At 61.7% G+C, this 13,147-nt stretch carries 13 protein-coding genes and 1 pseudogene; 7 read left to right on the top strand and 7 right to left on the bottom strand.

Going from position 1 to position 13,147, the window contains the following annotated elements; genetic code table 11:
- Window positions 1-139: 139 nt before the first annotated feature.
- The 3 genes from M5E06_RS31130 to M5E06_RS31120 form a co-directional block, all read right to left on the bottom strand.
- Window positions 140-484 carry a response regulator gene (locus tag M5E06_RS31130; protein ID WP_252141559.1) on the bottom strand — a complete coding sequence of 115 codons (345 nt, stop codon included), beginning with the start codon at window positions 482-484 and terminating at the stop codon, window positions 140-142.
- A 792-nt stretch (window positions 485-1,276) separates the two neighbouring features.
- Window positions 1,277-2,566 carry a GAF domain-containing sensor histidine kinase gene (locus M5E06_RS31125; protein WP_252141558.1) on the bottom strand — a complete coding sequence of 430 codons (1,290 nt, stop codon included), beginning with the start codon at window positions 2,564-2,566 and terminating at the stop codon, window positions 1,277-1,279.
- Window positions 2,567-2,569: 3 nt separating this feature from the next.
- The gene (locus tag M5E06_RS31120) at window positions 2,570-2,995 is read right to left on the bottom strand and encodes a GAF domain-containing protein (RefSeq protein ID WP_252141557.1); all 426 of its coding nucleotides are present in this window, start codon (window positions 2,993-2,995) and stop codon (window positions 2,570-2,572) included.
- Between the two features lie 344 nt (window positions 2,996-3,339).
- On the opposite strand from M5E06_RS31120, the gene M5E06_RS31115 reads away from it, so the two are divergent.
- The 6 genes from M5E06_RS31115 to M5E06_RS31090 all read left to right on the top strand — a co-directional run bounded on the left by M5E06_RS31115 (window position 3,340) and on the right by M5E06_RS31090 (window position 8,414).
- Window positions 3,340-4,296, top strand: coding sequence for a tyrosine-type recombinase/integrase (locus M5E06_RS31115; RefSeq protein WP_252141556.1), 957 nt, complete (start codon window positions 3,340-3,342; stop codon window positions 4,294-4,296).
- A 234-nt stretch (window positions 4,297-4,530) separates the two neighbouring features.
- On the top strand, window positions 4,531-4,797 hold the full coding sequence (locus tag M5E06_RS31110) for a helix-turn-helix domain-containing protein (protein ID WP_252141555.1): 267 nt from the start codon (window positions 4,531-4,533) through the stop codon (window positions 4,795-4,797).
- Window positions 4,794-5,363, top strand: coding sequence for a HipA N-terminal domain-containing protein (locus M5E06_RS31105; RefSeq protein WP_252141554.1), 570 nt, complete (start codon window positions 4,794-4,796; stop codon window positions 5,361-5,363). The genes M5E06_RS31110 and M5E06_RS31105 overlap by 4 nt, the downstream gene beginning before the upstream one ends.
- 208 nt (window positions 5,364-5,571) lie before the next feature.
- On the top strand, window positions 5,572-6,018 hold the full coding sequence (locus M5E06_RS31100; protein WP_252141553.1) for a replication initiation protein: 447 nt from the start codon (window positions 5,572-5,574) through the stop codon (window positions 6,016-6,018).
- Between the two features lie 203 nt (window positions 6,019-6,221).
- Entirely contained in the window at window positions 6,222-6,662 is a 441-nt protein-coding gene (locus M5E06_RS31095; RefSeq protein WP_252141552.1) for a cache domain-containing protein, read from the top strand.
- Between the two features lie 216 nt (window positions 6,663-6,878).
- The gene (locus M5E06_RS31090) at window positions 6,879-8,414 is read left to right on the top strand and encodes a methyl-accepting chemotaxis protein (RefSeq protein WP_252141551.1); all 1,536 of its coding nucleotides are present in this window, start codon (window positions 6,879-6,881) and stop codon (window positions 8,412-8,414) included.
- A gap of 720 nt (window positions 8,415-9,134) precedes the next feature.
- On the opposite strand, the gene M5E06_RS31085 is transcribed toward M5E06_RS31090, so the two are convergent.
- Complete coding sequence (locus M5E06_RS31085; protein WP_252141550.1) at window positions 9,135-9,413, bottom strand: hypothetical protein; 279 nt, start codon at window positions 9,411-9,413, stop codon at window positions 9,135-9,137.
- A 62-nt stretch (window positions 9,414-9,475) separates the two neighbouring features.
- Here M5E06_RS31085 and M5E06_RS31080 point away from each other — a divergent pair, with 62 nt between their 5' ends.
- Window positions 9,476-10,864 (top strand): IS701 family transposase, encoded by a 1,389-nt coding sequence (locus M5E06_RS31080; protein WP_252141549.1) that lies wholly within the window; start codon window positions 9,476-9,478, stop codon window positions 10,862-10,864.
- A 214-nt stretch (window positions 10,865-11,078) separates the two neighbouring features.
- Here M5E06_RS31080 and M5E06_RS31075 read toward each other — a convergent pair.
- From M5E06_RS31075 to aqpZ, 3 genes and pseudogenes are all read right to left on the bottom strand, one after another.
- Window positions 11,079-11,426 (bottom strand): annotated as a pseudogene (locus tag M5E06_RS31075) (ATP-binding protein); the annotation flags it as partial.
- Window positions 11,427-11,803: 377 nt separating this feature from the next.
- Complete coding sequence (locus M5E06_RS31070; RefSeq protein WP_252141548.1) at window positions 11,804-12,172, bottom strand: helix-turn-helix domain-containing protein; 369 nt, start codon at window positions 12,170-12,172, stop codon at window positions 11,804-11,806.
- Between the two features lie 96 nt (window positions 12,173-12,268).
- Window positions 12,269-13,009 (bottom strand): aquaporin Z, encoded by a 741-nt coding sequence (gene aqpZ, locus M5E06_RS31065; RefSeq protein WP_252141547.1) that lies wholly within the window; start codon window positions 13,007-13,009, stop codon window positions 12,269-12,271.
- Window positions 13,010-13,147 lie beyond the last annotated feature (138 nt).

Raw genomic sequence — 13,147 nt, 5'->3', positions numbered from 1 at the left:
ACGCCGTTCACAGTGCATTAACTTGTGGAGGCCCATGTTGCTTCCAGGTTCTCGTTTCCTCCCGAACCAAAACTAAAGGCCGCGCCTTCTTGGCAGCGGCCTTTTTCTTGTCTGCAATCTTGCGAGTGGTCCGCTGGGGTCAGCGCAGGAAAGCCTCAGCATGTTGAGCCAACGTCGACAGGGAGAAAGGCTTGCGCAGGACAACCAGACGACCCGGTTCATCGTTGGGAAGGTGTTCGCTGTACCCAGTCATGACAATGACCGGAAGGTTAGGGCGCTTCGCCCTCAGTGTTTCAATCAAAATTTTCCCACCAAGGATGGGCATCCGCATATCAGTCACCAGTAGATCGGCAGGGTCTAACGCATCGGCATCTATCGCGTCCTGCCCGTTATGGGTCAGGGTGACCCGGAATCCTTCGTCTTCCAAAACCTCCGCCAAAGCCATGGCAACGAGATCTTCGTCTTCAGCAACAAGAATGTGCACTCCACCTACCATTGTCCATTCCTGTCGATGGAGATCCTATTCGGTTCAAATACTCAAGTAATCTGGCTCGGTCCAGTGGCGACCCTCCCTGTCGGCAACAGCGTCGCGCTCAACTCGTCATAGGCCGCCGGTTCCCTTGCGGAAGCGTACCATTCGGACTCTCTCATACCTATAGCTTCAGGACAGGGAACCTGTCGCCACTTCCGATTGTTCAGAGTGTGAACCAATTGGGTTCATATCCATGGCTCGTTCCTCCTAGCCGACACTGAAGGCCGCCTACAGCTCCCGCTGGGCGGCCTTCAGTTTGCTCACGCACCGCACAGTCTCGTCTCAATAGGGCGCGCCCTAATGAGGCTCCTCACGGAGGCGCTGCGGGGCACGGTTTTGCTGGCTTGTCGAGGGGTCGGATTGCCCCCGGCAGGACGTCCTAGACCTCAATGAGACGAATGGGGGCGAAGGGAGACGACGCCCGCAGCCGCCAGTGCCATAAGAGATCATCATGTCCGTACCCAGCTTCGAAGGCGAAGCCGGACCGGATGTGAAGGTTGGCACGGCCGGCTGGGGTGCCGAGGGCGAATTGGATCTGGCGAAGCTCGCTTTGACTGACCGTCCGTAACGAATGCCGTGGGGAGGCGGCGGTGTGGCTCCCAAGGCCCTCATCTCCCCTCCTCTACCTGTGATAATGTCCTTTATCAGCGCTAGTAGAGGGCCGGTGGGTCGGGCCCACAGATAACCATAGCCCAGGAACGGAAACCCTAAGCGAGTCCCCCTGGCTGCTTTGGGTGTCCCCTTTTAGCTTTTCAGCGGCATCCGAAATGCGAAGCACGTCTCGGTGGCGTCGGAGTGCACCTCAATCCTGCCGTTGTGGGCTTGGGCAATCTGCGACGCGATGTAAAGCCCCAAGCCCAGCCCCTGGCTCCCGGTCTTCCCCTCGCCCCGCTTGAATGGCAGGAAGAGCTTGTCGATCTGCTGGGGCGGGATGGGGCGCCCCCCGTTGGCCACGCAAATGTTCAGCTCGTCCTCGACGACGGTCGCCGCGATGCTGACCGGAATCCTTTCGGAGCCATGGGTGATGGCGTTCGACAGCAGGTTGGACACCATCTGGGCGAGGCGAAGATGGTCGACGGCGGCGGTCGCAGGTAGGTCGAAGACCGCCGCGATTTCGCGGCCCGGATGCGCGATCCGCATTTCATCGACGGCATGCTGGAGCGTCGCCGCCAGATCATCCGCCGTCACCGCAAGGGTGATCCCGCCGCCCATCCGCGCCCTCGCCAAATCCATGACGTTCTCGACCAGGCCGGTCATCCGCGAGAGGCTCGCCTTCATCAGCTTGAGCACCAGAGGGCTTCGGTTGCTCCAGCCCTCCTTCAGCAGGCGGGTGGTTCCAGCATCCAGCGCTGCAATGGGGTTGCGCAGGTCGTGACCCAGCACCGCAATGAACTGTTCGCGCAGTTCTGCAAGTTCGCGCTCGCGCTCGAGCGAAGCGGTCGTTGCTTTGAGGCGAGCTTCTGCGTCGAGATGATGGGCGATCAGTTCGGCGAACAGCCTGAAGGCGCCCAGCACCTCCGGGGTGTTGACCTTTGCGGGGTTCGGATCGATGGCGCAGAGCGTGCCCCAGAACGCGCCGCCCGCCAGGATAATCGGTTCGGAGATGTAGCTCCTCAGCCCATAGATCCGCGGGGTATGGTGGTCACAATATTTCGCATCCTCCACGGCGTCGTCGAAGACGATGGTCTGGCGATGGCTTCTGATCTCGTTGCAGAGCGTGCTCTCGATCGGCAGCTCATCGCCCGGCTTCAGGCCGAAGCCCACCGGATCGAGCACTTGGCAGGCGACCCAGCGCGTTTCCGTCACGCGGGCAACGGCCGCGAAGCCCATGCCGGTCATGCGCAGCACGACATCGAGAATGGTCGGTACGGCTGCAATGCCGGTGACTGCTCCGATTGCCTCGGAGAGGTCTTCTGCAGTGCTTGTTCCTTCCGCTCCAGGCAGACGAACCTGTTCGGTCTTCAGCGCCGCGATCACCTCGGCGGTCTCCAAGGCCGTCGCGGCAGCGTCTGCGAGCGCTTCGAGCGTCTCCACTTCTCAGGCGTCCGGCGTGTAGGGCTGCGACCAGTAAGCCCCAATTGCTGCGATGGGATTGTCGATACGGACCGGCGCCATTGCGACCGCGCGCACGAAGGTATTGCTGTAGATCTCGCGCGGGATGCGATCATCCACCGCGACATCAGGAATGACAGCCGTTTTCCGATTGATCATCGCCCATCCGCTGATGCAGGCGGAGGCGGGAAATTTCTGCCCCTTCCAGAGCGGACCAATCGCGTCCTCCTCCACATAATGGCAGAGGCTGCCCTCTTTCAGGACGATGGAGATGCCCTGGCAGCCGATCAGAGACCTCGCACTGGCACGGATGGTCGCGACGACATCGTCTGTGCTCCGGGCCCGTGAGATCTGCGCAAGCGCCTTCGTGAGCGTGGCAAGCGGCGTGGACGGTTTGGAGCGCTGATCCATGATCAGGGTCCCTCCGGTGGTGAAGGGGGTTCAATACGTTCGGACCTTCGCACGAATCTTGCGTTTCGGGTGGATCTTATGTGCGGCTGTCTAGCGACGGGACATGGCTTGGTCAGCGACATCCCCGGTTCAGACCCTACCTGCGGGTGACCAGGATCACGCTCTTCTGTCCGGCCATGCTATGGTGTCTCCATGCACCGAGTACCCTCCCTCAGGTCCAGCAAATCGCCGTCGACCAAGGTCGTGCTCGGTTGCGCCGGTTTTGCCCACATCAGCGCTGCCATATTTTGTGCCTTCAAAGCGCGACTGTCACCGGTGACGCTCTCTGCCGGACTGATTACCGTATGACGACACTCGTTCCTGTCTCCTCACTGGTTTTGCCGTCCTTGGTCGCCGCTGCTGGCGAACGGGCGAGTGTCCGGTTTCTGGAGTTCTTCGCGGCCGAGATCCGCAACTCCCACACCCGGCGGGCTTACGTGCGGGCCGCCGGCGAGTTCCTGGCCTGGTGCGAGGCGGCCGGGGTGCCGTCGCTCACTGCGGTGCAGCCGTTGCATGTCGCGACCTGGATCGAGGGGCTGACGCGCAGCCACACGGCGCCAACCGCCAAGCAGCGTTTGGCCGCGGTGCGCCATCTGTTCGACTGGCTGGTGGTGGGCCAGGTGGTGGCGGTAAACCCGGCGGCTTCGGTGCGGGGGCCGCGGCATGTGGTGCGGGTGGGCAAAACCCCGGTGCTGGATCCGGCCGAGGCGCGGGCTCTGCTCGACAGCATCGACGTCACCACGTCGGGCGGCCTGCGCGACCGCGCGCTGATCGGGCTGATGGTCTACAGCTTCGCCCGCGTCGGCGCCGCCCTGGCGATGCGGGTGGAGGACGTCTATCCCCAGAACCGCCGGCTGTGGGTGCGGCTGCGCGAAAAGGGGGGCAAGGCCCACGCGCTGCCCTGCCACCATGCCCTGGAGGACTATTTGGTGGCCTACCTGGACGGCAGCGGGTTGCGGGACGACCCCAAGGGGCCGCTGTTCCGCACGATCGGCCGCGGCACTGGTCGGCTGTCCGAGCGCCCGCTGCCGCAGGCGAGCGCCCATGCCATGGTGCGTCGGCGGGCTGCCGCCGCCGGCATCGCCACCCCGCTCGGCTGCCACAGCTTCCGCGCCACCGGCATCACCGCCTACCTGGCCAACGGCGGCACGTTGGAAACGGCCGCCGCGATGGCCAACCACGCCTCCACCCGCACCACCCAGCTCTACGACCGCCGCGGGGACCGGGTCAGTCTGGACGAGGTCGAGCGCATCCGGCTTTGAGGGGCAGATCTGGGGGATGCTGGCCGGACTGGTCTGGCCGGACTGGTCCGAGGTCGGCATGGCGGCCCCTTCAGGACGTGCGGTTGGCACGCGTCGCCACAGGTACGTTTGAGCGGACGCTGCCTTGTTTCTAAACATAACTTGGATTATAATCCAACTTATGGCGGAATATCCGAGATAACTTGTCTGATGATCCCACTCAGCCTCATGGCCCCGGGGGATGTGGCGCGGAGCGTGGCCGCGCGTGCCCGTGCCCGGCGGGTCGCCCTTGGACTCACCCAGCAGGAGGTCGCCGACCGCAGCGGGGTGAACATCTGGACGCTGCGGCGGTTCGAGGCCAGCGGCAAGCTGGCGTTCGATGCGCTGATCCGCGTCGCCGTGGTGCTCGACGCGATCGAGGCGTTCGGCGCGCTGTTCCCGGAACCGGAGTTCCGCAGCCTTGATGAGGTGATCGAGCGGCCGAAGCGCCAGCGGGGCAAGCGCCGGACGGTGGTCCGATGAAGCATGTCGGCGTTCTGGCGGTGTCGCTGCGCTGGGGCGAGGGCGACGAGGAGCCCGTCGGCCGCCTCGCCAGCCGCAACGGGAAAACCTATGTCGAATTCGACGATGCCTTCCTCGCTTCCGGGCGGGTGCTGTCCTGGTTTCTGCGGACCCCGCGCCCAGGCGTTCTGCAAGGGCCGGACGCCCCGTTCTCCGGCCTTCATGGCGTGTTCGACGACAGCCTGCCCGACGGGTGGGGGCGGTTGCTGATCCATCGCCGGGCGGCCGCCAGCAAGATCAATCCCCTGTCGCTGACGCCTCTCGACATGCTGGCCTGCATAGGGGAGTGGGCGATGGGAGCCCTGGTCTACCGGCCGGAGACCGAGGAGCCCGTGGACACCGGCGCCATCGATCTCGACCGGATCGCCGCGCAGAGCCGGCAAGTGCTCAAAGGGGCGCCGGAGGCGCTCTTCCCCACCTTGCTGCGGGTGGGCGGCTCCCCCGGTGGCGCCCGGCCGAAGGCGGTGGTTTGCCGCGACGATCAGAGCGGCGCCCTGATGGAGGAGCGCGCGATAGGTGTTCGCTGAACAACGCCAAGGATGAACTGAACCGGAACGGTGGCTTGCCTCCTGCCATCCAGCCAGGCTGTCTGCGAAACCGACCTTTGGCGGCCGACTTGGAAACTGTCCGAAAACACCCACTCTCAACGGGTTTCCGGACATCTTGATTGCCGGACGGGATGACGGGCACGACGCCCCGCGCCAGTGTTCCCGGCCCGCTTACCCTTAGCGTTGTTTGCCTGACACCTATCGCGCTCTCCTCAACATCGTCAAGGGCGGCTTCCGCCTGCAGGATCTTGAGGACCGTAGCGAACAGCCGCGCCTCTGGGTTGATACAGTTCGCCTGTCCGACGACTTCTTCCAGGCCCTGCGCGACCACCCGGTGCCGGTCAATGAAACGGCGCTGCGCCAGATCGCCAACAACGGGTCCGTCCAGGCGCTTGCCCGGATTCGTATCAGGCACAGAAGCAACCGGGAAATTGCAGAGAGCAACACTCCTGCGTCCTCCGCTCCGAGGCGCGTCGGCATAAACCGTTGCCGGCTGAGGTCCGCAGTAGGGGCTCCAGCCGTGATCATTGATGGGGGCGGCACAAAGACGTTGGGCTTCGATCAGGATCGGGTGAGCTTGAGTTCTTACCCGGCCAAATCATCCGGCGGGAAGTGCCCCCCAAAGTCCAGATGATACATCGATGCACCCGGCTAACGCGCTGGCTGAAAATTTTGGTGTTGGGTAACTATGTTTCTTGACGAGAGAAGCAAACGCACCCAACACAGCACGAATATTGCGAAAAATTTTTTACTTTACTTTAATGTTTTGCTGAATACTCCTGTATGAAAGAAAGATCGATCTTTTGTTATCAAATCAAACCATCAGGAGTGGTTGAAATGAAGAAAATGCTGTCCCCACTGATTATTAGTGTGTTTGCGGTGATCTCTCAGGCAGCTTTTGCTGGAACACCCGAGCAGGCGAGAGAAATGGCGGAAAAGGCTGCCGAATATTTGCAAAAAAACGGTGAAGAAAAGGCGTTTTCCGCCATCAATGATAAGAGTGGCCCCTTCCATGATGGCGATGTGTATGTCTTTGTCCACGACACCACCGGCTTGGTGAAAGCACACGGCGGGTTCCCGAACTACATTGGGAAGAATACTGTCGGCGCTACTGACCTCGATGGCAAAACGTTTGTGAAGGACATTACTCAGGTCAAGGACACCGGCTGGATTGACTACAAGTGGCAGGATCCCCAGACCAAGGCAGTAGCGGAAAAGACGGTGTATGTAAAACGGGTGAATGATCTTCTAATCTGCGCAGGGGCCTATAAGAAGTAGTTTTTCTTTAGGGCACACGCTGTCTTTTCTACCGCCCCCTTCCACACACTGATGGGCGTCACACATGCGCTTACTGAACAATGTTTCGATTGGCACCAAGCAAATGGTGGCGCCCGTCATCAACACCATTGTGCTGGCAGGGATCGTTCTATTGATATTGATGGCGACCTGGCAAGTATCTGTCATTAAACGCAAGACCGACGGGCGGTCAATACCATGGAAGACGCGTGGTCTTTCATCGGTAACCTGCGCAAGGGACACACGTCTCTTTACAGGGCCGCAAGCCTGAAGGCGCAGAATGTCGATGGTGGCTACATCCAGGAGGCTCGACAAGAGGCGGCCGATGCGTGGCAGCAGGCCAATGTTGCCTTGAACAGCCTTCGCAGTAGCGGCAGCGTCAACGATAAATCTCTGCTGCAGAGTGCCATGCAGAGCATGGAAAAGTATCTTTCTGCGGCAAAGCAGGCCTCCGATTTTGTTGACGAAGATGCATTCATGGCAACTATGTACCTGACGGGCGCCGACAAGGCATTCCTGATAATTGAGCGCGACGCCTCATCGTTGCTTAAAGAAATTAACAGTGAGCGCCGACGCATTGAAGACGAGATGTCCAATGCACTCGATCAGGAACTCTACAGAGTTGCCGGCGTGGCGATAGTATCAATCTCCCTGTCCTTAACTGTCTCGATGCTTTTTTCCCGATTGATTTCCTCTGCCATCAAGAGAATAACAAAAACTATGGAGCACTTGGCGGCGGGTGATCTATCTGTTGATCTGCCGCCGGTTGGTTGCCGCGACGAGATCGGCACCATGATTGACGCCGTGCGTGTCTTTAAGGAAAATGCGGCCGAGCGCGAGCGCTTGGAGGTTGCTCAAGCTGAGGAACGGCACGCCAAAGAACGTCACGCCGCCGAGATCGAGACCTTGGTTCACAGATTCGACCAGACGGTCTCTGGGATCCTACATACTGTGGGGACGGCGGCCAACGAGTTGGAAGCGACGGCACAGAGCATGTCGAGCACGGCCACTCATACAAATGAGCAGGCTACGATTACAGCCGCAGCAGCCGAACAAGCGTCCAGCAATGTGCAGACCGTTGCCACTGCCACTGAAGAACTAACCGCCTCCATCCGCGAGATCAGTACCCAAGTCACGCGTTCCACCAGCATTGCCAATCAGGCGGTGGCCGAGGCGCAGCAGACGACTGAGCAGGTGCACAGCTTGGTTGAGCAGGCACAGCGCATCGGCGAGATCGTCCAGCTGATTACCAACATCGCATCCCAGACCAATTTGCTGGCATTGAACGCCACGATCGAAGCGGCGCGCGCTGGCGAGATGGGCAAGGGCTTTGCCGTTGTGGCCAGTGAGGTGAAGAACCTTGCGACACAAACGACCAAGGCAACTGAAGAAATTGCTGGTCAGATTGCCTCCATGCAGGCGGCAACCGGCGGCGCGGCCGAGGCTATCACCGACATTGGGCGCACCATTGGTGAAATGAATGAGATTGCAACCACCATTGCGGCAGCCATCGAGGAGCAAGGAGCAGCTACTGGTGAAATTGCCCGTAACGTCCAACAGGCAGCAGTCGGTACGCAGACAGTCACCACCAACATTGCATACGTTAGCCGCGCTGCCACGCAAACTGGAGAGGCTGCAGGGCAGGTGCTCAATGCTACCGGACAGATGACACGGCAAGCCGAGGTGCTGAGGAGCGAGGTAGAGCGCTTCCTCAACGGCATTCGCTCTGCTTGATTGGCTCCTTCCATGGCGGGCGTGTTGCACGGAAGCGGCGATCTTGTAGCCAACGACCTGGTCTCCAATTTGGGCGTCCGGCAGCTCGGTAGGTGTCAACGTGGATGAGACACGGATTTGGAGTTCAAGCTCGGGGAAACTTGCGTGATCAAAGACACCGACGCCGTGATCGCCGTGTTCGTCTGCTTACAGGATGACGGCGGGCGAGAGGATGGGCAAGCCCTACCCCTGAGAGCAGGTCCCTCGGGAAGGACCTTGTTGTGAATCAGCATCCGAATGGGCCGCTGAGCCGCTACAGCCAACACCTTGAAATCGATCGGCAGCGATTGGAACTTCACTTCAGCAGAGCGAAGTTCATTTGTTCACAAAGGGCTACAGTGCTTTTGATAGGCCTCGAGCATCCAAGCCAATTGACATGATGGAGGGCTAAATGCGTAAAAGTATCAGCATATACTACCATGCTCCACATGCATGCTATGGTGAGGCAGTCGGCGAAGTCTGGGAGGATGAAACCGGAGCGATGTGGGCGGGAAATGGCGAGTATGCAACACGCGTGAATTACGACCCATTTACTGGCCAACCAGCGCGCTCTCCCATTTCCCTGGTCAAGGCTAAGCCAGATAGCTACAGCGCTCCCAACAGCATGGTCTTTGCTTGGAGCGAATGACTGGAATCAGATAGGTACTCGGCTTTGCGCGATCTGGGACGGCATTCCTTCCCTCATGCCCGGATCCAGAAGGCCGGTTCATCGGCGATGAAGGCGAGAGCTTCATCAAGGTCGAATACCGCCCCGAAGGGGCCAGCCGGTCCCCAGGCCTCGCGCCGCCACCACAGAACTTCGACCCGGTTGGTCTCGCCCAGTGGCCGCAAGCGGGCAACTGGCGCGCCGGTGCGGGTGCTGAACAGTGAGTAGCCGCGGTTGATCCGGCGGACGGTGAGGCCGCCGCGCGGCCAGGGATAGGCGGCAATCCGCTCCAGGACGGGGTCGGTCGTGAGCATCGCGATCACGCGTGCGCAAGTTTGTTGAGTGGTCAAACGTCCGGCGCCCCCAGAGGTGTACCATGGTGCGTCCCGTTGTTGTTTCCAAAAGCTTCGTCGCGTGGCTGAGGCCGTACCTGAAGGCCGTCTCCGGACGCACCCGCGCCACGGTTGCGGCACTCGCCGTCGGCGCCGTCCTGACGGTTGGCCCGCGCACGGTCGCCAATGCGCTGCGCGTCCTCGGTCTGGCCGATGAGCCCGGATTCGCGACGTTTCACCGCGTGCTCAACCGCAACGCTTGGTCAGGGCTGGTCTTGGCGCGCACGCTGCTGCACGCTCTGGTCGGCGCCTTCGTGCCGTACGGACCGGTCGTCATCGGCGTCGACCACACTCTGGAGCGTCGGCGCGGCCCGTGCATTCGCCCGGCCAGCCAGTATTACGACCCGGTACGGTCGTCCAAGAAGAGACGGGTCACCAGCCACGGCCTGCGCTGGCTGACCGCCATGTTGCTGGTCGAGGTGCCGTTCGCCGGCCGCATCTGGGGCCTGCCGGTGCTCACCGCGCTGACGCCCAGCCGCTGCTGGTGCCAGGAGCATGGGCGGCATTACCGGTCGGCCATCGACTGGGCGCGCGCCGTCCTGCGCCGGCTGCACCGCTGGCTGCCGGACCGGCTGCTGGTCGCCGTCATGGACGGCGGGTTCGCCGCGCTGGACCTGCTCGATGCGCTGAGCCCGTCGATGATCATCGTCACGCGCTTGCGCTTCGACGTCGGCCTGTTCGATCCCCCGCCGGCCGAGCAACACTATGGCCGTCCGGCGGTCAAAGGAGCCCGGCAGCCGAGCTTGCGCGATCGGCTGAGCGACCCGGCAACGGTGTGGCGGCGCGCCGTCCAGGCCAGCCGCACCCAATGGCGTAGCGGTGGCTGGATCGAGTACGCCAGCGGCACGGCGCTGTGGTACCACGCGGGCAAGCCGGTCGTGCCCATCCTGTGGGTGCTGGTCCGCTATCCCGACGGCCGGCGCGAGCCGGAGGCCTTCCTGTGCACCGATCCAACGGTGCCCCCCGCGCACGGTGCTGGAATGGTTCAATCGTCGCTGGTCCATGGAAACCATTTACGAAGAAAGCCGCGCCCACATCGGGATCGCGACGCAGCGCCAATGGACCGATGCGGCGATTTTCCGCACGACGCCGCTGCTGTTCGGGCTGTATTCACTGATCACGTTGTACGTGCACCAACATGCCGACCGGCTGGCGCTGTCGCCGCGGCGCGCCCTGTGGTACCCCAAGCCCGCGCCCACCTTCGCCGATGCGTTGGCCCGCCTGCGCCAGCACCTGTGGTTCGAACAGGCCTTCGCCATGTCGCCCGAAAACACCGACATGATGAAAACCGCCCCTCGGCTTCTGCGCCGCCTCATCGAATCCGTCTGCTACGCCCCGTAGAGCGCGACGATCCTGCACTCCGCTTGGCTTGATGACCACCGTCCCAGAACGGACGGATGTCCTGCAATGCGCAAAGCCGAGCTCACACTTATCGCGCTGCCCTCAGGTTGCAGAACCCGTTGTCCAGGGTGTCCACGGGGGGGGGCCGCGCGCGCCGCGAAGTGCTCTCATTGCTGACGCAGCGGCGCGCGTGGGAGGGACCTGTGGGCTCCCCTGGGCAACGAGCGGGTGGATGAGATGGGCTGCTCAGGAGCGGTTCTTGAACCGCCAGCTTTCGTTACCGGTTTCGAGGATGTCGCAGTGATGCGTCAGCCGGTCGAGCAAGGCGGTCGTCATCTTGGCATCGCCGCCGAAGACGGTCGGCCATTCGGCAAAGCTTAAGTTCGTGGTGATGAGCACTGAGGTCTGGGAGTAAAGCTTGCTGATCAGATGGAACAGCAGCTGCCCTCCGCTCTGGGAAAACGGCAGGTAGCCCAACTCGTCGAGCACAACGAGATCGACGCGGGTCAGCTGTTCGGCCCGGGTTTCCGCTTCCAGCCGGTTCACCAGGTCGATGACGTTGAAGAAGCGGGCGCGTGCGCCATGGCGCACGCAGTTCGGGTCCGTCCAAGATACGTGTAAAAATGGGCCACAAGGGCCAGACTTGGCTGCCGCCAATTCGAACAACACCGGAAGGCGGCCTGATTCCACCATTTCCCGCCCATACCAAGGGCAACGAGGTCCGATTTTCTCGTAGAGAGGCATCATACCCTATTTTTTACACGTATCTTGGACGGACCCGGAGTCGGAAGATTCGTGCGCGTGACAAGGATCAAAAGCCGAATTATCCCGTGGACTCTGGTGACGAAGCAAATAGTAAGATCCAAATAACTTCCAAATAGCTCGCGTCACCAGAGTCCACATTGATTTCGTCACACCGACCCGCCACAGTGCGGACCGGGAGGCAGCCATGAGCAACGTTCATCAGCTGATTATGCAGCACGGACACTCGGAAGCCCGTCGCCTGGAAAGCGCTTGAGCGACTTGAATCGCGGGAAACCCGGGGTCTGCCCCGCCTTGACGCGCCGAAAAAAGGCTTGGAAGGCCTTGTTCAAGCGGCGCAAGGTGATCTGCTGCGAGGAGCAGTTGGCGACGGCCCAGTCCGGACACTCGCGGCGCAGGGCGGTGAGTTCGGCGCACTGGTCGGCATAGGACACAGACACCTTGGCGCGGCGCCACGCGTCGATCCGTTGCTCCAGGCAGGCGTTGTAGCGCTGTTGATGATGGCGCAGCAGATCAGCCAGTGCCGTCGCCTGGGTCTTGGAGGGATAAAGACGGTAGGTGACCTTGCGCCGTTCCATGCGGGGAAGAGGCCAGTGGTTCCTGATTTGTTCAAGAGTGTGGGCGCCATTCACCTCCACACAACTTTTCAAATTTGGTGGAGGTGAATGGCGCTTTTAGGTGGAGCGTTTCGCCTCCCCGGTGATGGCGGGCTTCGCCGGCACATCCTCGGCAAGCGCGCGATAGGCCAACCCGCCTGCCAGCCCGCCGACAAGCGGGGCAATCCAGAACAGCCAGAGCTGCTGCAGCGCCCAGCCACCGACCACCAGTGCCGGGCCGGTGCTGCGAGCTGGGTTCACCGAGGTGTTGGTCACCGGAATGCTGATCAGGTGGATCAGTGTGAGCGCCATGCCGATGGCCAGCGGCGCGAAACCAGCCGGCGCCCGCCGATCGGTGGAGCCCAAGATCACCAGCACAAAGAAGAAGGTCAGCACCAGCTCGATCGCCAGGGCCGAGGTGACGGTGTACTGGCCGGGCGAATGTGCCTCATACCCGTTGGCCGCCAAGCCGTTGACGGCCAAGCTGTAGTCGGCCTTTCCGGTGGCGATGACATACAAGACCAGGGCCGCCGCAAAAGCTCCGACCAGCTGGGCCAGCACATAGGGCAGAATGTCCTTGGCCGGAAACCGCCCGCCGGCCCACAACCCGACGGTCACCGCCGGGTTCAGGTGGCAGCCGGAGATGTGGCCGATGGAATAGGCCATGGTCAGCACAGTGAGGCCAAAGGCGAGTGAGACGCCGAGTAGCCCGATTCCGACCTGTGGAAAGGCGGCGGCAAGCACGGCACTGCCGCAGCCGCCGAAGACCAACCAGAATGTTCCGAGAAACTCTGCGGAGCTGCGCCTTACCATCCCCATGCCAACCTCCCGATGCTCTCATGGTTGACCAAATCCGGCGAATGCCGACCTAAGCACGAGCATAAATCCATTGAGAGTACGCAACGTTTGCGCATTTGGACAGGGAGGGCATGGCAGAAGAACAGAAAGACGACGGGC

Origin of the sequence: Azospirillum sp. A1-3 (assembly GCF_023806445.1) — a bacterium.
Classification (GTDB): domain Bacteria; phylum Pseudomonadota; class Alphaproteobacteria; order Azospirillales; family Azospirillaceae; genus Azospirillum.
Note: the sequence above shows the minus strand (reverse complement) of the source record. Positions and strands in the feature narration are given on the sequence as shown.

Excerpts from the sequence above, each read along its gene's own strand:
- M5E06_RS31120 (WP_252141557.1), bottom strand. The coding sequence starts at position 2,995 with ATGGATCAGCGCTCCAAACCGTCCACGCCGCTTGCCACGCTCACGAAG.
- M5E06_RS31080 (WP_252141549.1), top strand. The coding sequence starts at position 9,476 with ATGGTGCGTCCCGTTGTTGTTTCCAAAAGCTTCGTCGCGTGGCTGAGG.
- M5E06_RS31115 (WP_252141556.1), top strand. The coding sequence starts at position 3,340 with ATGACGACACTCGTTCCTGTCTCCTCACTGGTTTTGCCGTCCTTGGTC.
- M5E06_RS31105 (WP_252141554.1), top strand. The coding sequence starts at position 4,794 with ATGAAGCATGTCGGCGTTCTGGCGGTGTCGCTGCGCTGGGGCGAGGGC.
- M5E06_RS31085 (WP_252141550.1), bottom strand. The coding sequence starts at position 9,413 with ATGCTCACGACCGACCCCGTCCTGGAGCGGATTGCCGCCTATCCCTGG.
- M5E06_RS31095 (WP_252141552.1), top strand. The coding sequence starts at position 6,222 with ATGAAGAAAATGCTGTCCCCACTGATTATTAGTGTGTTTGCGGTGATC.
- M5E06_RS31090 (WP_252141551.1), top strand. The coding sequence starts at position 6,879 with ATGGAAGACGCGTGGTCTTTCATCGGTAACCTGCGCAAGGGACACACG.
- aqpZ (WP_252141547.1), bottom strand. The coding sequence starts at position 13,009 with ATGGGGATGGTAAGGCGCAGCTCCGCAGAGTTTCTCGGAACATTCTGG.
- M5E06_RS31070 (WP_252141548.1), bottom strand. The coding sequence starts at position 12,172 with ATGGAACGGCGCAAGGTCACCTACCGTCTTTATCCCTCCAAGACCCAG.